Raw genomic sequence first — 20,387 nt, 5'->3', positions numbered from 1 at the left:
GAACTGTCAGCGTCGGAGGGTGCCGAGACGACTTGCGCATGACCGCTGACGCATTCACTCCCACACCGCGCGAACCTCGAAACCCGAACCACCGGTACGCCTCCCGGCCGAGAATGTGCCACCGGTGAGGACCACGCGTTCACGCATACCGATCAGCCCCAGTCCCGCACCCGAGTTCGCCGTCAGGCCGGCGGAGACCGACCCTCCGTCGTCGACCACGTGCACCGTCACCGTGCGGGGACCAGCCACCACCACCGAAACCGTCACGCGTGCACCGCGCCCGGCGTGCTTGGCGACATTGCTGAGCGCCTCCTGCACCAACCGGTACCCGGCCCCGGAGATCGCCGACGGAACGCTTGTGAGATCGCCGTCGACGACGAGGTCGACCGACGAGCCGACGTCACGGGCCCGGTCGGCCAGCTCCCCCACATCGGCGAGTCGACGTGCCGGCAACCGCTCGGCCACAGCCGCATCGTCGCGCAACGCGCCCAGGATGGCGCCGAGGTCGTCGAGCACGTCGGCACCGGCCTGCCGAATCGCGGCCAGTGCCGCACGCGCCTGTTCCGGACGACGGTCGAGCAATTTGGCTGCCACATCGGCCTGCACGGTCACCGTGACCAGCGCATGCGCGACCGAGTCGTGCAGATCGCGTGCGATCTCGAGGCGTTGCCGATCGACCGCCTGCCGCTCCAGCATCCGGACGCGTTCACGTTGCGCGGCAGCACGTTCGGACCACATCGCGACCAGCTGACCACCGGCCGCGAGAGCGAAAGCCCATGCCGGTCCGGCGATCCCGATGCCACCGAGCTCACCGATCCCTACCAACTGCCCCGCCACCACGGCCACCGTCATCGCGCACGCTGCCCCGAGAGCCACCCGCCAGGTCGCCGCGAATCCGACCAACGCCATCGCCACGGGACCGATGAGCAGTACCGGCCCACCCGGGTACCCCAGTGCCAGGTAGGTGAAGACGGCGACCGGGACCGCCACGGCCGGTACCACCGGCAATGCTCGCCAGCAGACAAGGGTGAGCGCTCCGATGGTGCCGATGAGTATCGCCAGCAGGCCGGGCCGGGTGGTCCCCGCGGCAACCGGCGCGTTCGGGGTGCCGAGGACGATCACCACGACGAGCGCCGTGACGATCAGCCAGTCGATCCACCGGATTCGGGTCATGTCCCGACGGTATGCCGCGACCACGCCCGGTGGCGTCATACCGGTGTTGAGATCGCGACCGGTGTGGCACGGTCGAGACGTGGCCTCCGAGATCCGCGTCCTGCTCGCCGACGATCTGCCTCTCGTGCGGTCCGGCTTCGGAGCCCTGCTCGATGCGGAGGACGACATCGCAGTGGTCGCGCAGGGCGGCGACGGCGCGGAGGCGATCAGCCTGGCCCGGGCGCACCACCCGGACGTGGCGATCCTCGACATCCGGATGCCCGGCACCGACGGGCTCACTGCGACACGCACCATCACCGCCGATCCCGACCTGGCCGACGTGAAGGTGCTCATCCTCACCACCTTCGAGCTCGACGAGTATGTCTTCGAGGCAGTGGCCGCCGGAGCCAGCGGTTTCCTCGTCAAACACACCGAACCCGACGAACTGATCCGGGCGGTGCGGGTGATCGCGGCGGGTGACGCACTGCTCTCACCAAGCGTCACCAGGCGTCTGATCAGCCGGTTCACCAGTTCGACGCCGCCGCCGGACACTCCTTCGACGCCGCCCGACACCGGACCCGCAGCCTCCCTCACCGAACGCGAGACCGACGTGGTGCGTCTGGTCGCCGACGGGTTGTCGAACGAGGAGATCGCGCAACGCTGGGTGGTCAGCAACGCCACCGTCCGCACCCACGTCAGCCGGGCGATGACGAAGCTCGCCGCTCGGGACCGTGCACAACTCGTGGTGTTCGCGTACCGCCTGGGCTTGGCCACACCACCGCGGACCTGACCACGTGAGCACGATCGTCGGGAGATGAGAGACGCTCACCCTCGACCTCGCGCGATACCGAGACGTTCCCCGGGGTGCGGACGCCATGACGAGTCCGCTCAACAACTGACGTAGCACGATCTCCACGCTCGACGGACGACTCTGCAGCCGCAGCGGAGCACCGTTGTCGTCATGACGAACAGCACCCTCACACACCACCCCGACCGGCCGACCACCGCGACGACCGCTGTCACCGCAACCGATCTCACCAAGACCTTCCGCGGGCGCACCGTGGTCGATCACGCCACCTTCACCGTCGCACGCGGATCGGTCACCGGTTTGATCGGACCCAACGGCGCGGGAAAGACCACGCTGATGGCGATGATGCTTGGACTCGTTCGCCCGACCTCCGGGCACGTGGAGGTTCTCGGATACACACCGGCACAGCGTGATCAGTATCTGCCCCGCGTCGGCGCGCTCATCGAATCCCCGGCATTCCATCCCTCGGTGTCGGCACGCGCCAACCTGGCCGCGACCGCTGCGCTCGCCGGACAATCCGGCCACGACATCGACGACCTGCTCACCACGGTCGGGCTGGCCGACCGCGCCGACGACACCTACGCAACGTTCTCGCTCGGCATGAAGCAACGACTCGGGATCGCCGCCGCGCTGCTCGGCGATCCGGAACTGGTCGTGCTCGACGAACCGGCGAACGGCCTCGACCCGGTGGGCATGCGTGAGATCCACGAGATCATCTCGGAGATCGCCCGCGGCGGACGCACCGTGATCATCTCCTCGCATCTGCTCCACGAACTGGAGGCCTGCTGCGACGACCTGATCGTCGTCGAACACGGTAGCGTCCGATACGCCGGAGCCACCGAATCGCTTGGCAACACGTCGATCTCACTGCGGATTCGTCCGACGAGCGAGTCCGAACTGTCCCGACTGACGTCGATCATCACCGGTGTCGTGTCCGACGCGACCCCCGATGGCGATGCGGTCGCGGTTCCGGTTCCCGCCCACGACGACGCCTATCGGCTGTCGGGGCGGATCAACTCCGATGCGCACGACGCCGGGATCACACTGACCGAGATCTCCGGACACCATCACGATCTGCAGTCCCGATATCTCGAGCTGGTGTCGTCCACACGCTGACCTGCCCTCTCACCCATCCGACAACTACTCACAGGAGCGATCATGTCCCCCTCCACCTTCACCCACGCGTTCACCGCCGAATGGATCGTGCTCGGCCGCCGTCGCCTCTGGTTCGGCCTCGTCGGCACCGCCGTCGTCTTGGCCGCTCTCGTCACCTGGCTGCTCGTCGCGACGTCGACGACGATGGGACGGGGACAAACCGCCGTCACACTCGACGTGCACGCGGTCACCGGAACCGGGGGCGCCACCGCCGCAACGATGTCCGCGATGGGATTCACGGCTCTGCTCGTCGTCGCCGCGTTCGCCGCCGCCGCCGGTAACGATCTGGCCCGCGGAACCCTGCGCACCGCCTTTCTGCGCCAACGCAGCCGAGGCGTACTGATCACCGGAAGACTCGCCGCACGTGTCTCGGTGGCGCTGATCGTGTTGGCCGCCGCCATGGTCGCCGGCGCGGTCACCACCCAGCTCATCGCGCTCTCGCGCGACCTCGACACCAGCGCGTGGGCATCGGTCACCACGGTGACGACCACGGCCGAGAACCTGGTGCGGCTCATCGTGTTCGTTGCGATGTACGCGCTCATCGGAACGGCTGTCGCGACGGTCATCCGGTCCACCCCGATCGCTCTCGGCGTGCTGTTGGTGTGGTTCGGACCGGTGGAGAACATTCTCGGCGACGGCCGCGCCTGGGCGCGGGATTGGTTTCCCGGACTGTTGCTGCGCAACGTCCTCACCCCGACTCCCGCCGGCACGCAGCCAACGCAGGTCGTTGTAGCACTGGCGATCTATGCCGTGGCCGCGATAGCCACGATCGCCGTCGTGACCCGACGTGACGTGACCGCCTGAGCGCGGTCACCGGACCCGGAGACACACCATGTCGACACATCAGTTCCTCCAGAAGCGTCGCCGCACACGCAAAGCCGTTCTGTCCCTGCACATCATCTCGTCGGTGTCGTGGTTCGGCGTCGATCTCGCGTTGCTGGCGCTGCTCGCGATGACACTGCTCACCGACGACGGTGCCGTGGCCGCGGCGGGGGTCGAGGCGGTGACCGCGATCATTCCCGCGGTCGTGCCCGCGCTCGCCGCAACGATGCTCGCAACAGGCGTCGTGCTGGGTGTCGGCACCGCCTGGGGCTTGATCACCTACAAGTGGGTGACCACCAAACTGGCGATCGGGACGGTCCTCACGGTTCTGGTCGGTGCGTTGTTGTTGCCCACCGCGCTGTCGGTGGACATTCCCGATCCACGCCTCGGCGCCGACGCGGTGCGGGCAGGGGTCTCCGTGCAGGACCTGCTGGCACCACCGCTGGTGTCCGGGCTGGCGCTGATCCTCGCGGTGGTGTTGTCGATCTATCGTCCGGGCGGGCGGTGGCGCGCCGCTCCCGCACGATCGCCACGTCGATGAGGCCCGCTCAGCTGCCTGCTCTCAACCGGTCACGCAACACGGATTTCTGGATCTTGCCGAGTGCCGTGCGGGGGAACTCGTCGACCTCCACGATCCGTTGTGGGGTCTTCTGTCTCGCCAGTCCCGCTTCTGCGAAGTGTGCACGGAGGTCGTCGGTGTCCAGAGCGTGGCCCGGCCGCAGGATCACCACGGCCACCACGATCTCGCCGTATCTCTCGTCGGGTGCCCCGACGACGACGCCGTCGGCGATCGCCGGATGGGTGTTCAGCACGTCCTCGATCTGGGCCGGTGACATGGTCTCGCCGCCCCGGATGATGACGTCCTTGATCCGGCCGGTCACGGTCAGCCGCCCCTCGGTGTCCACGAAACCCCGGTCACCGCTGCGCAACCATCCGTCCACGGTGAAGGCCGTCGTGTCGAGACGCGAGTCGAGGTATCCCACGAAGCGGTCGTCACCGCGTGTCTGGATCTCGCCGACGTCACCGTCGGCGACCTCGCGACCGCCGTCGTCGACGATCCGGACCGCCACGTCGGGCAGGATGTATCCGTCGGTGCGGACACGTGTTTCCTCGGTGTCGTCGACCCGACCGCAGGAGACGGTCGGATGTTCGGTGGAGCCATAACACCGAAAGGTGGCGATGCCGGCGGCCGCGGCCTCTCGCCCCAGCGCGGCCGGCACCCCGGTGGCCCCGACCATCATCTCCGACAGCGACGCCAATTTCCCTGTCGCACCGGGCACTTCGAGGAGGGCCCGCAGATGAAACGGTGTGCCCGCGGTCGACGTCACGCGATGAGATTCGATGATGTCGGCGGCGATCACCGGGTCCCAGGAATCCAGATAGATCGCGGTGCGGCCGTGCAGGATCGGCCGCAGCACGTTGTGCACACCTGCGATGTGACCGGGCGGGAATGCGACGAGGTGCACCGCATCCGAATCCATCCGCAGCATGCGCCGACCATGACGCTGCTCGGCGAGTATCGAACCGTGCGTGTGACGCGCACCTTTGGGCTCGGAGGTCGTCCCCGACGTGTAGACGACCAGGCCGGTGTCCTCGGGACGCACTGCGGGCGCCGAGTATGCCGCGTTGCCCTCCAGGTCCGACCACGACATGGCTTCGCTCACGGTCGCCGACCCGACCATGACCAGATGCCGAACGCAGGTATGCGCCAGATGAGCGGCGTAGCGCGCGGTGTGATCGGTCGTACCCACCCGATCCGGCACCACGATCACGCTCGCCTGACATTGGTCGACGATGAAGCCGACCTCGGCGGGACCGTAGATGTGCACCACCGGCACCAGCGTCGCGCCGGTCAACAGCACCGCCAGGTAGGCGATGGAGCAGTGCCGCCCATTCGGAAGCTGTACGACGACACGGTCTCCCGCGCCGACCCCCATGTTCTGCAGTGACCCGGCAACCGCGATCGCCGAGTCGACGAGCTCCCCCACGGTGGTGGTGGACGTGACACCGCGTTCGACATAGTACACCGGGACGTCGCCGAATTCCCGGCCGGCCGAAGCGATCGCGGTGACGCAGTCGAGCATCCGGAGCGGAGCCGGCAGCGGATCGGCGTGCCGCACCGTCGATCGCACGGTGTCACCTGGGTGCGTTCGCGCGGTGTGATCTGGGTGCGCGCGCACCGTGTCGCCCGGAGATGTTCGCACCGTGTCGCTTAGGTGCGCGAGCGCAGCTGCTTGGCCTTCTCCTTGAGTTGGTAGACCTTGATGACCACCGCTGCCAAGATCTTCTGGGTACGTGTTGGTTCGTTCACGTTGTCGGACACCCTGCCGCCTCTCTCACCGAGCACAATCACCGGAACAGACGAGGGCTCACGCTAGCGATCCACCCGCGATACGCGATGATCCATCTCGGCTGGCGGGACAGCGCTTCAGAGGACGTGATCGCCGTACATCTCCCCCAGCGGATCGGCGATCAGCTCGAGCCGTGCGCCGTCGGGGTCACGGAAGTACAGCGAGACGTCGCTGTGCTCGACGAGATCCACGCCTGCCTCGGTCAGCTTGTCGCGCAGGCGTTGCCATCGGGTCGGTTCGACGCTGATCGCCACGTGGTGCAGTCCGCCGAGCACCTCTTGATACGGACCGACGTCGAGTCCGGGAAAGTCGAAGAACGCCAACAGGTTGTGATTGCCGATGTCGAAGAAGAAATGCGTCGAGCCGGGGTAGTCGCGGTTCTCGATCAGTTCGGTCAGAGGGAACTCGAGCAGCTCCTGATAGAAGCGGATCGTCTGCTCGACATCGCTGCTCACCAGTGCGGTGTGGTGGAGCCCGCGGGCCGACGACGGTGGCCGCGACTCCGGCGAGCGCAGATAGTCCTCGCGCAGACGATCCCGCTGAGCCGAGAACCGGCGCTTTCGCTCGGCCTCCGGCGTGTCCTCACTGGTACTCATGGCCCTGCCCTTCCGGCACCTCGCTGATACGACGACCGCCCCCTGTCACGGTAGTCGCCTCGGTCGTCAGCCGCGGCGGGTCGTTTCGCACTCCATTGACATGTCGGATTTTTCCGTCATATTGTTTCGGGGTGCACACCGCGGACCAGGTCTTCGCAGCGCTCGCGAGTCCGATACGACGACAGCTCCTCGAGATCCTGGCGGAGCAGCCGGCCCCGGCCGGCGATCTCACCGGACGGTTCGCGTTGAGCCGCTCGTCGGTCACCGAACACCTGAAGGTCCTCAAGGACGCCGGGCTGGTGACCGACGAGGCCCGTGGCCGCCAGCGCGTCTATCACCTGACCGCCGAACCGCTCGCTGCACTCGACGCCTGGCTCCACCCGTTCGAACGGTTCTGGCGCCGCCGTCTGTCCGACATCGCCGACCTCGCGGAGGACCTCGACACATGACCGACGATTCCCCATCCACCGACCGGTGGGCGACGATCCACGTGGATCAGTTCATCGCCGCACGGCCGGCCACCGTCTGGCGGACGTTGACCGAACCGGACCTCGTCGCCCGTTGGTGGGCGGCCGGCGACATCGCCCCCGTCGTCGGGCACGAGTTCACTCTCGACATGCCCGGGTTCGGGGCCCAACCCTGCCGTGTTCTCGAGGCCGACCCGCCGAACCGGTTCGTCTACACCTTCACCGCGAACTGGACGCTCACGTGGACGCTCGTCGCCGAGGGCACCGGCACCCGGCTGTTCCTCGACCATTCCGGGTTCGACCTCGACGACAGCCGGATGGCCTCGGCTTTCGAACGTATGGGACCGGGTTGGCGGGACACCGTGCTGCCACGCCTGGCGACCGTCGCGACCACCTGATACGACGATCCCGGCCGCTGCCGATCAGCACTTGTGGCGGTCACGCGCCGCATCCACTGCGGTGTGGCCGCGCTCACCAAACCCACCCCGACGTACAGGTCGCTCCCAGGAAGCATCCGTACACTGCCCGGAGTCGGAGACAAGTGACCCGATTCGGGGAGGGTGCGGTTGCAGACCGTCGGTGAGGAAAAGGCTGAAGAAGTTCACAGCGGTTCGACGACCCAACAGGTCGTCGAACGCGTCGAAGCTCCCCCTAAGCCCCCGAAGAAGTCCAAGGGACGTGCCCACACCGCAGACTTCGTCCGCGTCGTCCTGTTCGCCGGTGTCGTCGTCGCGCACAGCGTCAACTCCATCAACACCACCCCGGATGTGGTCCGGTCGGCCCAGTTGGTCGGCACGCTCGGCCATCTGACCCGCTACGGTTTCGTCGCCGTGACCCTGTTCGTCCTGGTGCTCAGCATGCAGGGACGATCGATGTCGCCCGTGCAGTTCTGGCGCCGACGATTCGGTCTGGTGGTCTGGCCCTACCTGGTGTGGACGTTGATCTACTCCGTCACCGACCACGTGATCATCGAAGGCAATCCGTTCCCGTCGCCGGGCCGTTTCTTCACCGATCTCGCCCACGACGCGGTCACCGGCGAGGGCAAGTATCAGCTGTACTTCCTGCTGATCTCCATGCAGATCTATCTGTTCTTCCCGGTGCTCTCCTGGATCGTGAACCGCACCGCGCACCGGCCCTGGTGGACGCTCGGCACCGCCTTCGTGATCCAGATGGCCATGTTCGTTCTGTATCAGTATCTTCCGCGACCGGCCGGGGACACCTGGGTCACCGTCTACGACAACCTGTGGAAGACCCTGCCGATGTACGCCGTCTTCGTCGCGATCGGGATGCTCGCGGGCATCCACCACGAGGCGGTGAGCAAATGGCTGCGCGACCATGCCGTCGCCGTGATCTCGATGGTCACCGTCTGCGCCGCATTCACCATCGGTGCGTATGTGCTCGCCACGTCGCCGGGCAATGTCCCGCTGCAGTCGAACACACCGTGGAACCCGGCGTCGCTGCCTTGGTACGTGGGCGGATTGGTGCTGCTGTGGCTGATCGCGATGGCGTGGAACAGCCGCCGCGAATCGGGCCGCGCCGCAGCCTCCAAGGCCGTGACCTACGCGACCTTCCGCGCCTTCGGAGTGTTCGCGGTGCACCCGCTCATCCTCGACATCCTCGCGCGAGCCGGATTCTTCGGGCTGCTCTTCGACTGGTTCCCGCATTCCGCGGCCATCCGCACCACTGTCCTCACCGCCACGGTGCTCGCCATCTCTCTCGTCGTCGTCGACATCCTGCTGCGTACCCCGCTGAGCAGGTGGCTCGTCGCACGCGATCGCATTCCCGTCACGCCAACAACGCTCCGCAAACTGTGGAATGGGGTAAGACGGACCTCGGGGGGTCGCACAACCCGAGGAGCTGGTGTCGATGAAGGCGATCCAACTGGTGAAGCCGCAAGCCGAACCGGAACTGCGTGACATAGACAAGCCGTCCCCCGGGCCCGGCCAGGTGTTACTGAAGATCACCGCGGCGGGTGCCTGCCATTCTGACGACTTCGTGATGAATCTGCCCGCCGAGGGCTTCGTCTATCCGATCCCGATGACGCTGGGGCACGAAGGTGCGGGCGTGGTCGCCGAGGTGGGCTCGGGCGTCACCTCCGTGAGCGAGGGCACGTCGGTCGTCGTCTACGGGCCGTGGGGCTGTGGCGTCTGCGCGTTCTGCTCGCGCGGCCTCGAGAACTACTGCTCGAACGCCGCGGAACTGAAGATCTCACCACCCGGTCTCGGTGCCCCCGGCGCGATGGCCGAATACATGATCGTCGACGATCCTCGACACCTCGTGCCGATCGGCGACCTCGACCCGATCGAGACCGTGCCCCTCACCGATGCGGGCCTCACCCCGTACCACGCGATCAAGCCGTCGCTGCCGAAGCTCGTCGGCGGCTCCACCGCCGTGGTGCTCGGCGCCGGCGGGCTCGGGCACATCGCCATCCAGATGTTGCGGCACCTCAGTCCCGCCCGGATCATCGCTCTCGACGTCACCGACGAGAAGCTCGAGTTCGCGAAGTCGGTTGGCGCGCACGAGGCGGTCCTCAGCAACGCCGACGCGGTCGCCAACGTCAGGGCGATCACCGGCAAGGAGGGTGCCACGGCGGTGTTCGATTTCGTCGGGTATCAGCCGACGATCGACATCGCGATGGGTGTCGTCGGCACCATGGGCGACGTCACGATCGTCGGCATCGGTGATGGCGTGGCGGCCGCCAAGGTAGGCATCTGGGCCCAGCCCTACGAGGTGTCGGTGCGGGCGCCCTACTGGGGAGCCCGCAGCGAGCTGATCGAGGTCATCGACCTCGCCCGCGACGGGGTGCTCGACGTCGCGGTGGAGCGGTTCTCCCTCGACGACGGTGTCGAGGCATACCGGAAGCTGGCAGCGAACAAGCTGCGCGGACGGGCCGTGGTTGTGCCCGACTGAACCGTCGGTCCTGCGCACTGTCCTCGTTGCCGATCACTCGACTCCGATGAGCGGCACCGGAATGGTGCGCGGGTACCGGTACAGTCCGGGGTGCCGACACGAGGAGTGCCCGATGCGACGACTTGCGCACAAGGTGATGGCCATTGCGGCCGTGCTGGCTCTCGCCGGATGCGGCAACTCGTTCACCGACTCCATCGTCGCACCCCGCGACGCCGTCGCGAGCAGTGCCGACACCACCGTGGCCGCATCGGCATCCGGGTCACCGACCGTCGCCTCGGCCGCGCCTTCGTCGCCGGCACCGACATCTGCGCAACCCCCGGCGACCTCCGCACCGACCCGCTCCTGCTCGACCGACGGACAGTCCGCCATCGGCGCGGCCGCCTCGCAGATCCCTCCGCCGCTGGCCGCGAATCCCCGAGTCCCCTGGGTGTACGACGGTGCCACGAACTTCAACACCTGCAACGACCTCAGCTACGCGACGCTGGGCACCGAGGGCGCCACGGCGTCGTCACCGATGCAGCTGTTGCTGTTCCATCAGGGTTCCTTCGTGGGCACCGCGGTGAAATGCAACCTCGCCTATCAGACCGTCACAGGCGCGACGGCCGACTCCGTCGACGTCAACTACCGGTACCTGAACCCCGGTGACATCAGCGCCAATCCGACCGGCACCGTTGATGTGTCGTTCACGTGGACCGGCTCGGGAGTCCAGATGAACGGCGATCTGCCTGCAGCGCTCACCCGTGGTCAGTGCTGACCGCCGGCCTCAGACCGCGAGTTTGCCGAATCCGCTGCGGTGGAAGATCAACGGATTTCCCGCTTGCGGGTGTTCGACGGCATGGAGTTCGAGCAGCACGATGATGTGATCGCCTGCCTCCACCTCGCGGTAGATCGTCGTGTCGAACTGGGCGAGTCCCTCGTCGAGGGTCACCGCACCGTCGTCGGACGCCTTGATCGCCACACCGTCGAAGCGGCGCTCCACCGGACCGGCCAATTGACGGCAGACCTCGCCGTGATGGTCGGCGAGAATGGTGACACCGAGATGCTTGGCACGCCGCAGATCCGGCCACGTCTTGGAGGTGTTGGCGACCGAGAACGACACCAACGGCGGATCGAGGCTGACGCTGGTGAACGAACTCGCCGCCAGCCCGGTCGGCGAGCCGTCGACTTCGGCGGCAACAGCGACCACACCGGTCGGGAACACGCCGAAAGCGTTGCGCAGCTTGGCAGGATCGAGATCCTGATTCGTCGAGAACTCGGTCATGATCGGTCTCCCAGAAGTGCGGCGACCGTGGGCCGGGTGGCAGCCAGCCAATCCGCGTAGGCCGCGGGGTCGTCGTGGGCGGAGTCGACCACGTAGAGGCCCCGACCCGGCACGGTGCCACCGATCTCGGTGAGCACCGGACGCAAGGTGAACTCCGGTGCGAGCGAATGTGCCGGACTGCCACCCAGCATGAGTGGAATCGCCAACCCCGACAACCCTGTGCCACCGGCGAATCGATCGAGGAACAGTTTGAGCAGACCCGTGTAGGCGGCCTTGTAGGTCGGGCTGGCGAACACCACGAGATCAGCCTTGCCGACCTGCTCGACGAGTCCGGCCACCGTCTCGTCCGACCAGTCCAGGATCGCGGTGCCGAGGGTGGCCAGATCGATCACGAGATCCGGCTCGTCACCGGTCAACTGTGTGGCGAGATAGGTGGCGGCGGCAAGCGTGCGGCTCGCCGGTTTGGGATTCCCGACGACGACGGCCGTGGTCACGACGCCGCCACCCGAACCGTCGGCGCCGCGGCACCGAACGGTACGGCGGCACGCGAGGCGACCGGGGCAGGGTGCTCCCACAGCCCGCGGCGGGTGAGTTCGGGCAGCACTCCCTCACCGAACCAGTAGGACTCCTCGAGGTGCGGATAGCCCGACAGCACGAACTCTTCGATGCCGACTGCCTGGTAAGCCTCGATGAGGTCGGCGATCTCGCTGTGCGAACCGACCATCGCGGTGCCCGCACCGCCACGTACCAGTCCGACACCCGCCCACAGGTTGGGGTAGATCTCGAGACCGTCCTTGGAGCCCTTGTTGAGCGCCAGCATCCGCTGCTGCCCTTCGGATGCCGAACGTTTGAGTCCGGCCTGGATACGGGCGATCTCCTCCGAGGAGATGTTCTCCAGAAGACGATCCGCCTCCGCCCACGCCGCCTCGGAGGTGTCGCGCGCGATGGTGTGCAGACGGATACCGAACTTCAGTTCGCGCCCGACGTCGGCGGCCGCCTTGCGCACCCGATCGAGCTTCTCCGCGACCGCCTCCGGCGGCTCACCCCAGGTGAGATAGACGTCGGCATGTTTGGCGGCCACCGCGATCCCGGCAGGCGACGAACCACCGAAGTAGATCTCCGGCAACGGGTCCGGGAGTTGTTGGAGCACGGCGTCGGTGACCGACAGGTACTTGCCCTCGAAGTTGACCGTCTCGCCCGTCCACAGACGCCGGACGATCTCCAGGAACTCGTCGGCGCGCGCGTAACGGTCGTCCTTGCCGAGATAATCACCGAACATCTGCTGTTCGTGGTCTTCCCCGCCGGTGACGACATTGAGCAGCAGCCGACCACCGGACAGATTCTGGAAGGTGCCCGCCATCTGCGCGGCCAGATACGGCGCGACGACGCCCGGCCGGAACGCGACCAGGAACTTCAATCGTTCGGACAGACTGTTGATCATCGCGGTGGTGATCCACGCGTCCTCACACCACGCGCCCGTGGGGGTCAGCGCGGCCTCGAACCCGAGTTGTTCGGCGCTTCGCGCGATCTGGCCGAGATACGGCACCGACGCCGGCCGACCGGCCGCGCCCGCCGAGACGCCGTGGCCGCCACCGACGACGTTGCGGCCATCACCGCCGTTGGTCGGCAGGAACCAATGGAACTTCAAGGCGCTCATGGGTTTCGATCACATCCTTTACGTATCGGACTACGGTGTCAGAGTTGCCCGGTGCGGGGCGGCAGGGTGCCGTCGACGGCCCAGCGCCCGAGGTGCTGCACCTTCCACGCGGCCGGATCGTGCAATGTGTGCGTTCGCGCGTTTCGCCAGTGTCGGTCCAACGACTCCTTGGCGACCACCGAGCGTGTCCCGGCCACCTCGAACAGCCGACTGGCCACGTCGACCGATGTCGTGGTGGTCGCCGCACGCGCCGCCGCGACCGCCAGGGTGGCAGCCGCGCTGGTGTGCTCGTCGAGATTCGCGTTCGCATGGTCGACCGCACGCCCGGCGTCGGCCAGCAGCGCCTCGGCGCCCCGCACGGTGAGTTCCATCTCGCCGAACGCGTGCACCACCAACGGGTCGTCGGCGGCCCGGTCCACCCCGGCATCCGGGTGCGGGCGGCTCTTGGTGGTGACGAACTGAGCGGCGTCGGACAACGCCGCGCGGGCGATACCGGCGTCGATCGCCGAATGCAACAACTGAGCGAACGCCCCGTACGTCGTCGGGCCGGTGAACGTGGCGGAGAAATCGGTGATGAGATCGTCGGTCACACGTACGCCGTCGAGTCGAACGGTGCCGCTGGCGGTCGTACGCTGCCCGAGTGCGTCCCAATCGTCGATGACCTCGACCCCCTGCGCATCGCGACGAACCCAGGCGACGTGCAACGGTCCGTCCTCCCCGAGGTGGGCGAGTGTCGGAATCCAGTCGGCAAACAGTGCTCCCGTGCAATAGAACTTGGTGCCGTCGAGCCGCCACGCGTCGCCGTCGCGGCGAAGAGTGGTCCGATAGTCGCGGATGTGTTTCGTCCCGCGCTCGGACTGTGCGTTCCCCAACGTCCTGCCCTCCAGCACCTCCGGCAGGATGCGAGCCTGCTGATCGCGGGTGCCCTGCAGCAGCAACTGGTTGACGAACACGAAATGGCTGTGCGGGATCTGCGCAATGTTCGGATCGCCGTGCGCTATCAGCCGGAACACCTCGGCGACCGTGACGGCGGGCAACCCGGCACCTCCGAACTCCGACGGGACGGTGATGGCCAGCAGCCCGCTGGCGGCCAGTTGCGCGATCTGCTCACGCGGCAGCACCTTGTCCCGGTCTCGCTCGGCAGCCCCCTTGGCGAACTCAGCGCCGAGTTCCGACGCCCTCGACACGGCTTCGTCGCTGGTGAGCACCGCCACCCTGCTCATCGTTCACTCCTCGCTCGTCGGACAACCTTCACATCAAACGCCGTGCCGGAGCTGCCGACCACCCTTAACCTCACGCTGAATACAACCGGTCAACCGGTGATCGAGGTCTTCAGGAACGCGCTGTACGGAGTCGGGTTGTCGACGACGATCCGACCGTCGGCGATGTGACCGGCAAAAGCCCACAGGTTGGCCTGTCGAGGTGCGGTCAGCACCGGCCCGTTCTTGGTGAAGTCGATGTCGTGCAGGACGTCGGTCTTGAAGTCCGTCAGTCCCTCGGCGTGCTCCCGGAAGGAGTCGGCGTCCACCGTCTGCAGTTTGCGCGCCTCCTGGGCAAACGTCCACACGGCCAGCCAGTCGGTGGTCACGCTGCCATCGTGCGGGGTCTTGATGTCGTGCTGCGGATCGTACTTCGCGAGTTGCTCCTCATACAGCTTCCACGTCGGAAAACGGTTGGCGTCCTCACCCTTCTCCAATGCGACCGAATTGGGGATTCCGGAATCGGAGACCAACTTGATGGTGGCGTCCTCCATGACGTTGTTGCTGAGCACCAACGGGATCCGCAGGTTCTGGTCCACGGCCGCACGCAGCAATGCGGTGAGCTTCTCCGGGGTGAAGATCATGCCGCCCCAGACGTCCGGCTTGGCCGCTTTGACCTGCGCGATGATCGGCGCATAGTCGGTGGTCTCCGGCGGAACCTCGACGATCTGCACGTTGTCGACACCGGCGTTGCGGTAGCCGAGTTTGGCGTTCTCGATGTACGGGGTGTTGCCGGCGAAGGCAACGTAGACGGCCTTCTTCGGCTTGAAGCGGAGACCACCGAGATAGGTGCCCTGCGCCGCACCCGCACAGTTCAATGCGGCGATCATGGACAGGTCGTTGGTGACGTCGGAGGCCGCGCAACCCATCGGGAACCAGTTGACCACACCGGCCTTCTTGCCGATCTCGGCCAGGCCGTCGTTGCTGTTTCCGCCGATGAATGCCACGACCTTGTCCTCGGTGACGAGCTTGCGAGCCCCCGCGACGACGTTGGCGGGTTGGCCCTTTGTGTCGTAGACGATCACGTTGAGTTTCTTGCCGTTGATGCCGCCTTGATCGTTGACCGCCTTCTCCGCGACCTTGGCCACCAGGGCCGGGTCCTGGAACGCCGATGCCGACGACGACAGCGGTGCCACGAAACCTACGTTGATGGTGTCGGAGTCGTCGCTGCTGGACGAGCAGCCCGAAACCACCCCCACCAGGGCGACCGACGCGACGGTTGCGGCAAACCACTTGCCAGGGAACATGATGACTACTTTCTTTCTTCGAACACGTTCACGCACTGGGCGTTTCAAGGATGCAGATACGTCGACTCGATGTGGTCGGCGTCGACGGCCAATTGATCACCGGACAGGTCGAGCACCGTTCGCCCCTCGGAAAGGACCACCGTGCGATCGGCGATTGCCAGCGCTGTCTCGACATGTTGTTCGACGACCACCACCGCGAGGTCACGTCGGGTCGCCTCGGCCCGGACGACCCGGGCGATCAAGGAACGTACCGCTGGGCTCAGGCCGAACGTGAGTTCGTCGAGAAGCACCACACGCACATCGCGTAGCAACGCCCTGCCGACTGCGGCCAGTTGTTGCTGACCGCCGCTGAGGTGCCCCGCCGGCACGTCCCGACGGGCCTCCAGTTGCGGGAAGAGACCGAAGAACTCCGCGGGGTCGATCTTGGCCAGTGCCAGATTCTCGGCGAGGGTGAGACTTCCGAACAGCGAACGCCCTTTCACCACCAGCGACAAATGCTCGCGACACCGTTTGAACGGCGCTCCGGTGATCCGGTGCCCGCCGACCGAGACAGTCCCCGAATCCGGGGTGACGAATCCGGAAATACCCAGGAGGGCACTGGATTTACCCGCACCGTTGCGTCCGATGACACACACCACCTGACCGGGGGCAACCGCGAGATCGAAATCCCACAGCCCGGAGCCGTTGCCGTAGTCCACGGTGAGACCCTCGACGACGAGCCCGCTGCGCTCGGCGGTCACCGCCGTCGGCGATGTCAGCTCCCGGGTCATCGCGCCACTCCCGCGTGTTCGGATTCCGATTCGTCAGGCTGTTCCCCGAAGTAGATGTCGCGCACCAACGTCGAGGACAGGACGTCGGCGGTCGGCCCGTCCGCGACGACCTGACCGTTCTCCAGGATGTACACGCGATCGCACACGGCCCGAACCACATCGAGGTTGTGTTCGACGAGCAATACGCCGAGTCCCTGACGATCTCGCAGCGCGGCGATGGTGGCCACGATGGCCTGCCGCGCGTCCACACTGAGCGCCGCGGCCGGTTCGTCGAGCAGCAGCACCCGCGGATGCTGAACCGCGGCCCGGGCCAGGTTCACCCGCGCGTGCCACCCGAGCGAGAGCTGTTCGACCCTCGTGGCGCGATATCTCGCCAACCCGTGTGCATCGATGACCTCTTCGACAGCGGCGTGGGCAGACCGGTTCGCACGGCCGAACCCGAACAGGTCTCGCGCCAAGATCTTTCGCACCCCGATCTCGGCCGCGCAGAGCAGGTTCTCCTCCACGGTGAGATCCTCGAACAGCAGGTAGTCCTGAAAGGTGCGGGTGATCCCGGCGCGCGCCCGGGCCGCCGCGGACAATCGGGTGAGCGCTCGGCCGTCGAGGCTGATCGACCCGGACTCGATCTTCTGGTATCCGCTGATCGCGTCGATCGTGGTGCTCTTGCCTGCGCCGTTCGCGCCCAACAAACCCACCACCGTGGCCTCGGGCACGTCCAGGTCGACGTCGGACAGGATGCGGGTGCCTGCGATGTCGACTGTCAGGTCGCGGATCTCAAGGTGCGACATCGACTTCTCCCTTCTCGAGCGACGATCCGTCCGATGCGGCCCGTCCAGATCGGCCGGACCGGCTAGTCAGACGGCCGAGGACGGCGGTGCGACCGCGGAGGAACTGGCCGACCACGCCGTCGGGCTCGACGGTGAGCATCCAGATCATGTTGGCGGCGAAGAACAGGGACAACCAGTCGTTGATGTCCGGCGTGAACGACAAGACGCTCGACAGCAGTCCGCCCGGCGCGAATGCCCCGGCCAGCACGGCACCGACCAGGTATCCCGATCCGGCGAGGATGACGAAGGCGATGAGCGCCAACGAATCCGAGTAACTGAATCCTTCGAGTCGGATGTCCCCCTTGGCGATGAATCCGCGCTGCAAGGCGAGGAGGACTCCGGCCGCCCCCCACAACGTCGATGACGTCAGCAGCCCCAGGAACTTGGCACGCGGCGCCGAAATGCCCAGCGCAGCAGGCAGACGTTCATCCTGTCGCACCGACAGGATGTAACGCCCCGTTGCCGAACGACGCAGGTTGGCCACCACGATGAGCGCGACCAGTAGGACGGCCCAGGCGAGGATCGCGAAATGTTGTGGTTCGGTGATGTTGCTGACGTCGATCCCGAACAGGTCCGTATCCCCGATCGTCCATCCCGTTCGACCGTTGAAGAAGAAGTCGACGGAGAACACCACCGTCTGCAGGATGGAGGCGATGGCCAGCGAGCCGATCGTCACCTCGTAGATCCGGGCGTTGACGAACAGCCCGCTGAGTGCCGAAGCGGCCGCCACGGCGACCGCGATCGCGGCGAGGGCAGACAACAGCAGCGATCCCCCGCTGTCACTGACGGCACCGAAGACGATCATCGTGACGCCCGCGATGCCGAGCGGCAGCGCATTCACCTGGCCCGTGTAGCCCATGGATACGACGATCCCCAGGGCGACCAGGCCGAAGATGGCGGTGAGACTCAGCGCGTCGACCACCGTGCTCTTCGCGGTGACGATCACGATCAGGACGACGACACTCGCGATCGCGGTCCACATCCAACGGATGCGTCCGGTCCCCACGTGGAAGACCGCCTGAACCTCCCGTGTGCCTCGTGCCATGTCCGTGCGCGCTGTGGCCAGCAACACCAGCACCGTGATCACGAACGGGACCGCGCGTGCGACCTGTGCGTTGATCAGCCCGGTGAACAGCCCCTCGGCGATCCCGGTCGCCAATCCGACGACCAGTGCGATCGGAAAGCTCGCAAACCGTGCGGCCAGCGCCGCGCCGAGCGCCGGCACCAACAGGGTGGTCAGGGAGGTCGGGGACAGTTGGGTGATGGGTGAGACAAGAATCGCGCTGACCGCGGCGAGTGCACCCGCCAGCCCCCAAGCCAGCGATCCCCACAGGCGGGGATTGAGTCCGATGGCCTGGGCACCGAGGTCGGTGTCACGCAACGCCGTCGTGATGTGTCCGAAAGCGGTACGGGTGAACAGCAGATGCAACCCGGCAGCGGCGACCACCGCCACCACTGCCAACAGGATGCTGATCAGCTGCACCCGAATGCCCGCGATCTCGAATCCCCCACTGACCAGGAAGGGTTCGACGGTCTCCTGATGGTTTGTCCAGACGATTCGGACCACGGCCTCGATCACCAGCATGAGTCCGATGGTGATGAGGATCTTCGTGACCGCCGGAGCATGCGCGAGCCGACGTCCGACCAGCGCGTAGAACACCACGCCGATCGCCGCGCTCACCGCGACGCCGAGCACGATCGCGACCGGAAGCGGGATACCGCTCTGCGAGTACGACTTCCAGAACACGTAGGCGCCGAACATGCCCAGCGCACCCTGCGCGAAGTTGATCACCCCGGTTCCCCGGTAGGCGGCGACCAATCCCAACGCGACCAGCGCGTAGGCACCGCCGGTGGACAACCCCAGAGACGCGTAGGTCAGCAGGTTCATATCCGATTCCGCAGATCGATTCCGCTCAGCCAGGTCCGAAACGGTGACGTCCCGTTGAGATCGTGGTCGCCGATGCTGACCAGGCGATGGGGCGTCGGGTTGTGGCTGGCGAGCGTGCGGGCGTTGCGCCAGTGGCGATCCCACGCTTTGCTCGCGTCCAGTGCCGAGGCACCGCCGACGTCGAAGACCCGTGCGGCCGCGGCGAGCACCGTGGAGATGACGCTGACCTGGGCCCGGTAGACCTCGATCTCGACGGCGTCGTACCGATCGTCGGTCACCGTGCCGTCGAGGACGGCGGCCGCCAGGTCGTCGAGCCTGGTACCGATCTGGCGTGCGATGGTCTCGGCGACATAGCGTGCCGCACTCACCTCTCCGACGACGCCCTGGACGACCGGGTCCTCACGTGGCGCCACCCCTCCGCCCTGACTGAAGTAACGCCGACGCTCTCGCACGTAGTCGACAGCCTCCGTGTGCAGGGCACGGGAGATCCCGGCGATCGTGGTGATGTGCCAGAACTGGGCCAGCGATGTCCCATAGCTGCCCGGCGACACCGTCGCGGGCAGTTGGGGTGTGCCGGTGATGTCGACGTCGTGGAACCTGGTAGTGCCACTGGCCGTCAGACGTTGTCCGAATCCGCTCCAGTCGTCCACCAACTCCAGTCCCGATGCGTCCTTGGGCACGACGACATGGGTGATACCGTCGGGCCCTTCCCCGGCGGTGATGATCCAGTCGGCGTACAGCGATCCCGTGCTGTAGTACTTCTGGCCGTCGACCGTCCGGGTGCCGTCCGGATGGTCGGTGATCGTGGTCGAGAAATGCGTCTGATTGCCTGCGGTGCGTTCGGTGTATGCGCCACCGAACAATTCGCCCGCACCGATACGCGCCAACCAGGCGTCACGATCGGCGTCAGGCGGAGCCAGCAGCAATGCCTCGGTATAGAGGAAATGCGCCCGGAGGATCTGCGGAAAGTTGGAATCGGCAGCCGCGAGGTCAAGGAGCAATTCGGTCAGCACGGCCACCGAGATGCCGGAACCACCGAACTCCGACGGCACCCGTAGCGCACCGAAACCGTCCTGCGCGAGTTCTCGGACGAGGTCGAAAGGAACGATCCGGGAACCATCACGTTCCACGGCGCTGTCCGCGATCCGGTTGAACACCGGCGCGAAACGCTCACGCAGGACGTCCAGCGATGAGGTGGTCTCGAGTTGAACGGTCAT

21 protein-coding genes are annotated in these 20,387 nt (G+C 66.5%); 9 read left to right on the top strand and 12 right to left on the bottom strand.

Annotation, left to right across the window (positions count from 1 at the left end):
- Positions 1-54: 54 nt before the first annotated feature.
- Positions 55-1,173, bottom strand: a complete 1,119-nt coding sequence (locus tag AAFP35_RS24665) for a sensor histidine kinase (protein WP_419224321.1) — start codon at positions 1,171-1,173, stop codon at positions 55-57.
- 79 nt (positions 1,174-1,252) lie between these two features.
- On the opposite strand from AAFP35_RS24665, the gene AAFP35_RS24660 reads away from it, so the two are divergent.
- The 4 genes from AAFP35_RS24660 (at position 1,253) to AAFP35_RS24645 (ending at position 4,478) form a co-directional block, all read left to right on the top strand.
- Positions 1,253-1,942 carry a response regulator gene (locus AAFP35_RS24660; protein WP_419224320.1) on the top strand — a complete coding sequence of 230 codons (690 nt, stop codon included), beginning with the start codon at positions 1,253-1,255 and terminating at the stop codon, positions 1,940-1,942.
- Between the two features lie 171 nt (positions 1,943-2,113).
- Positions 2,114-3,076, top strand: coding sequence for an ABC transporter ATP-binding protein (locus AAFP35_RS24655; RefSeq protein ID WP_419224319.1), 963 nt, complete (start codon positions 2,114-2,116; stop codon positions 3,074-3,076).
- Positions 3,077-3,118: 42 nt separating this feature from the next.
- Positions 3,119-3,919 (top strand): ABC transporter permease, encoded by an 801-nt coding sequence (locus AAFP35_RS24650; protein ID WP_419224318.1) that lies wholly within the window; start codon positions 3,119-3,121, stop codon positions 3,917-3,919.
- 28 nt (positions 3,920-3,947) lie between these two features.
- The gene (locus AAFP35_RS24645; protein ID WP_419224317.1) at positions 3,948-4,478 is read left to right on the top strand and encodes a hypothetical protein; all 531 of its coding nucleotides are present in this window, start codon (positions 3,948-3,950) and stop codon (positions 4,476-4,478) included.
- 7 nt (positions 4,479-4,485) lie between these two features.
- Here AAFP35_RS24645 and AAFP35_RS24640 read toward each other — a convergent pair whose 3' ends face one another.
- Positions 4,486-6,069, bottom strand: coding sequence for an AMP-binding protein (locus tag AAFP35_RS24640; RefSeq protein WP_419224316.1), 1,584 nt, complete (start codon positions 6,067-6,069; stop codon positions 4,486-4,488).
- Between the two features lie 296 nt (positions 6,070-6,365).
- Positions 6,366-6,884, bottom strand: coding sequence for a VOC family protein (locus AAFP35_RS24635; RefSeq protein ID WP_419224315.1), 519 nt, complete (start codon positions 6,882-6,884; stop codon positions 6,366-6,368).
- 131 nt (positions 6,885-7,015) lie between these two features.
- Between AAFP35_RS24635 and AAFP35_RS24630 the strand changes: the two genes are divergently transcribed.
- The 5 genes from AAFP35_RS24630 (at position 7,016) to AAFP35_RS24610 (ending at position 11,015) form a co-directional block, all read left to right on the top strand.
- Positions 7,016-7,333 carry an ArsR/SmtB family transcription factor gene (locus AAFP35_RS24630; RefSeq protein ID WP_419224314.1) on the top strand — a complete coding sequence of 106 codons (318 nt, stop codon included), beginning with the start codon at positions 7,016-7,018 and terminating at the stop codon, positions 7,331-7,333.
- Positions 7,330-7,749: an SRPBCC family protein gene (locus AAFP35_RS24625; protein ID WP_419224313.1), complete on the top strand. Its 420-nt coding sequence runs from the start codon at positions 7,330-7,332 to the stop codon at positions 7,747-7,749. Before AAFP35_RS24630 ends, AAFP35_RS24625 begins: the two co-directional genes overlap by 4 nt.
- Positions 7,750-7,917: 168 nt before the next feature.
- A complete protein-coding gene (locus AAFP35_RS24620) occupies positions 7,918-9,267 on the top strand; it encodes an acyltransferase (RefSeq protein ID WP_419224312.1) in 1,350 nt (449 codons plus the stop codon).
- Positions 9,218-10,261 (top strand): NAD(P)-dependent alcohol dehydrogenase, encoded by a 1,044-nt coding sequence (locus AAFP35_RS24615; RefSeq protein WP_419224311.1) that lies wholly within the window; start codon positions 9,218-9,220, stop codon positions 10,259-10,261. Before AAFP35_RS24620 ends, AAFP35_RS24615 begins: the two co-directional genes overlap by 50 nt.
- A gap of 112 nt (positions 10,262-10,373) precedes the next feature.
- The gene (locus AAFP35_RS24610) at positions 10,374-11,015 is read left to right on the top strand and encodes an LppP/LprE family lipoprotein (RefSeq protein ID WP_419224310.1); all 642 of its coding nucleotides are present in this window, start codon (positions 10,374-10,376) and stop codon (positions 11,013-11,015) included.
- A gap of 9 nt (positions 11,016-11,024) precedes the next feature.
- Here AAFP35_RS24610 and AAFP35_RS24605 read toward each other — a convergent pair whose 3' ends face one another.
- The 9 genes from AAFP35_RS24605 to AAFP35_RS24565 all read right to left on the bottom strand — a co-directional run bounded on the left by AAFP35_RS24605 (position 11,025) and on the right by AAFP35_RS24565 (position 20,387).
- On the bottom strand, positions 11,025-11,522 hold the full coding sequence (locus AAFP35_RS24605) for a flavin reductase family protein (RefSeq protein ID WP_419224309.1): 498 nt from the start codon (positions 11,520-11,522) through the stop codon (positions 11,025-11,027).
- The gene (locus tag AAFP35_RS24600) at positions 11,519-12,016 is read right to left on the bottom strand and encodes an NADPH-dependent FMN reductase (RefSeq protein WP_419224308.1); all 498 of its coding nucleotides are present in this window, start codon (positions 12,014-12,016) and stop codon (positions 11,519-11,521) included. Before AAFP35_RS24600 ends, AAFP35_RS24605 begins: the two co-directional genes overlap by 4 nt.
- A complete protein-coding gene (locus tag AAFP35_RS24595; protein WP_419224307.1) occupies positions 12,013-13,179 on the bottom strand; it encodes an LLM class flavin-dependent oxidoreductase in 1,167 nt (388 codons plus the stop codon). The genes AAFP35_RS24600 and AAFP35_RS24595 overlap by 4 nt, the downstream gene beginning before the upstream one ends.
- 38 nt (positions 13,180-13,217) lie before the next feature.
- Complete coding sequence (locus tag AAFP35_RS24590) at positions 13,218-14,402, bottom strand: SfnB family sulfur acquisition oxidoreductase (RefSeq protein WP_419224306.1); 1,185 nt, start codon at positions 14,400-14,402, stop codon at positions 13,218-13,220.
- Positions 14,403-14,491: 89 nt separating this feature from the next.
- On the bottom strand, positions 14,492-15,685 hold the full coding sequence (locus tag AAFP35_RS24585; protein ID WP_419224305.1) for an ABC transporter substrate-binding protein: 1,194 nt from the start codon (positions 15,683-15,685) through the stop codon (positions 14,492-14,494).
- Positions 15,686-15,729: 44 nt separating this feature from the next.
- A complete protein-coding gene (locus AAFP35_RS24580; protein WP_419224304.1) occupies positions 15,730-16,455 on the bottom strand; it encodes an ABC transporter ATP-binding protein in 726 nt (241 codons plus the stop codon).
- Positions 16,452-17,243 carry an ABC transporter ATP-binding protein gene (locus AAFP35_RS24575; protein ID WP_419224303.1) on the bottom strand — a complete coding sequence of 264 codons (792 nt, stop codon included), beginning with the start codon at positions 17,241-17,243 and terminating at the stop codon, positions 16,452-16,454. Before AAFP35_RS24575 ends, AAFP35_RS24580 begins: the two co-directional genes overlap by 4 nt.
- Positions 17,230-19,170, bottom strand: coding sequence for an ABC transporter permease (locus tag AAFP35_RS24570; RefSeq protein WP_419224302.1), 1,941 nt, complete (start codon positions 19,168-19,170; stop codon positions 17,230-17,232). The genes AAFP35_RS24575 and AAFP35_RS24570 overlap by 14 nt, the downstream gene beginning before the upstream one ends.
- Positions 19,167-20,387 (bottom strand): acyl-CoA dehydrogenase family protein, encoded by a 1,221-nt coding sequence (locus AAFP35_RS24565; RefSeq protein ID WP_419224301.1) that lies wholly within the window; start codon positions 20,385-20,387, stop codon positions 19,167-19,169. The genes AAFP35_RS24570 and AAFP35_RS24565 overlap by 4 nt, the downstream gene beginning before the upstream one ends.

It is taken from the genome of Gordonia sp. CPCC 206044 (assembly GCF_048537895.1).
In the GTDB taxonomy this organism is placed as follows: Bacteria; Actinomycetota; Actinomycetes; order Mycobacteriales; family Mycobacteriaceae; genus Gordonia.
Note: the sequence above shows the minus strand (reverse complement) of the source record. Positions and strands in the feature narration are given on the sequence as shown.

What these genes read in the sequence shown, in the direction of transcription:
- AAFP35_RS24625 (WP_419224313.1), top strand. Translation starts at nt 7,330, where the DNA reads ATGACCGACGATTCCCCATCCACCGACCGGTGGGCGACGATCCACGTG.
- AAFP35_RS24565 (WP_419224301.1), bottom strand. Translation starts at nt 20,387, where the DNA reads ATGACCGTTCAACTCGAGACCACCTCATCGCTGGACGTCCTGCGTGAG.
- AAFP35_RS24605 (WP_419224309.1), bottom strand. Translation starts at nt 11,522, where the DNA reads ATGACCGAGTTCTCGACGAATCAGGATCTCGATCCTGCCAAGCTGCGC.
- AAFP35_RS24665 (WP_419224321.1), bottom strand. Translation starts at nt 1,173, where the DNA reads ATGACCCGAATCCGGTGGATCGACTGGCTGATCGTCACGGCGCTCGTC.
- AAFP35_RS24590 (WP_419224306.1), bottom strand. Translation starts at nt 14,402, where the DNA reads ATGAGCAGGGTGGCGGTGCTCACCAGCGACGAAGCCGTGTCGAGGGCG.
- AAFP35_RS24615 (WP_419224311.1), top strand. Translation starts at nt 9,218, where the DNA reads ATGAAGGCGATCCAACTGGTGAAGCCGCAAGCCGAACCGGAACTGCGT.
- AAFP35_RS24655 (WP_419224319.1), top strand. Translation starts at nt 2,114, where the DNA reads ATGACGAACAGCACCCTCACACACCACCCCGACCGGCCGACCACCGCG.
- AAFP35_RS24635 (WP_419224315.1), bottom strand. Translation starts at nt 6,884, where the DNA reads ATGAGTACCAGTGAGGACACGCCGGAGGCCGAGCGAAAGCGCCGGTTC.
- AAFP35_RS24570 (WP_419224302.1), bottom strand. Translation starts at nt 19,170, where the DNA reads ATGAACCTGCTGACCTACGCGTCTCTGGGGTTGTCCACCGGCGGTGCC.
- AAFP35_RS24610 (WP_419224310.1), top strand. Translation starts at nt 10,374, where the DNA reads ATGCGACGACTTGCGCACAAGGTGATGGCCATTGCGGCCGTGCTGGCT.
- AAFP35_RS24580 (WP_419224304.1), bottom strand. Translation starts at nt 16,455, where the DNA reads ATGACCCGGGAGCTGACATCGCCGACGGCGGTGACCGCCGAGCGCAGC.
- AAFP35_RS24595 (WP_419224307.1), bottom strand. Translation starts at nt 13,179, where the DNA reads ATGAGCGCCTTGAAGTTCCATTGGTTCCTGCCGACCAACGGCGGTGAT.
- AAFP35_RS24645 (WP_419224317.1), top strand. Translation starts at nt 3,948, where the DNA reads ATGTCGACACATCAGTTCCTCCAGAAGCGTCGCCGCACACGCAAAGCC.
- AAFP35_RS24650 (WP_419224318.1), top strand. Translation starts at nt 3,119, where the DNA reads ATGTCCCCCTCCACCTTCACCCACGCGTTCACCGCCGAATGGATCGTG.
- AAFP35_RS24585 (WP_419224305.1), bottom strand. Translation starts at nt 15,685, where the DNA reads ATGTTCCCTGGCAAGTGGTTTGCCGCAACCGTCGCGTCGGTCGCCCTG.
- AAFP35_RS24575 (WP_419224303.1), bottom strand. Translation starts at nt 17,243, where the DNA reads ATGTCGCACCTTGAGATCCGCGACCTGACAGTCGACATCGCAGGCACC.